Source organism: Cereibacter changlensis JA139 (assembly GCF_003034985.1).
Lineage (GTDB): Bacteria > Pseudomonadota > Alphaproteobacteria > Rhodobacterales > Rhodobacteraceae > Cereibacter > Cereibacter changlensis.
The window spans coordinates 1-540 of sequence record NZ_PZKG01000426.1; the positions used below are offsets into that span (position 1 = coordinate 1).

Sequence of the window (540 nt, forward strand, 5' to 3'; positions counted from 1 at the left end):
CAAAGTCCAATATCAAGCTGCAGTAAAGCTCCATGGGGTCTTTCCGTCTTGTCGCGGGTAACCTGCATCTTCACAGGTATTAAAATTTCACCGGATCTCTCGTTGAGACAGCGCCCAAGTCGTTACGCCATTCGTGCGGGTCAGAATTTACCTGACAAGGAATTTCGCTACCTTAGGACCGTTATAGTTACGGCCGCCGTTTACTGGGGCTTCGGTTCATAGCTTCGCCTTACGGCTAACCACTCCCCTTAACCTTCCAGCACCGGGCAGGCGTCAGCCCGTATACTTCGCCTTACGGCTTCGCACAGACCTGTGTTTTTGCTAAACAGTCGCTCGGGCCTATTCACTGCGGCCCCCTCGGGCTATAAACCCTACCGGGGCACCCCTTCTCCCAAAGTTACGGGGTCATTTTGCCGAGTTCCTTAACGAGAGTTCTTCCGCGCGCCTTAGAATTCTCTTCTCGCCTACCTGTGTCGGTTTGCGGTACGGGCACCTTTACCTGGCTAGAGGCTTTTCTTGGCAGCATGAAATCAAGACCTT

The 540-nt window shown here is 53.1% G+C and carries 1 rRNA gene; it reads right to left on the reverse strand.

Features of this window, described 5'->3' with window-relative positions:
- A 23S ribosomal RNA gene (locus C5F48_RS24490) occupies nt 1-540 on the reverse strand; the annotation flags it as partial.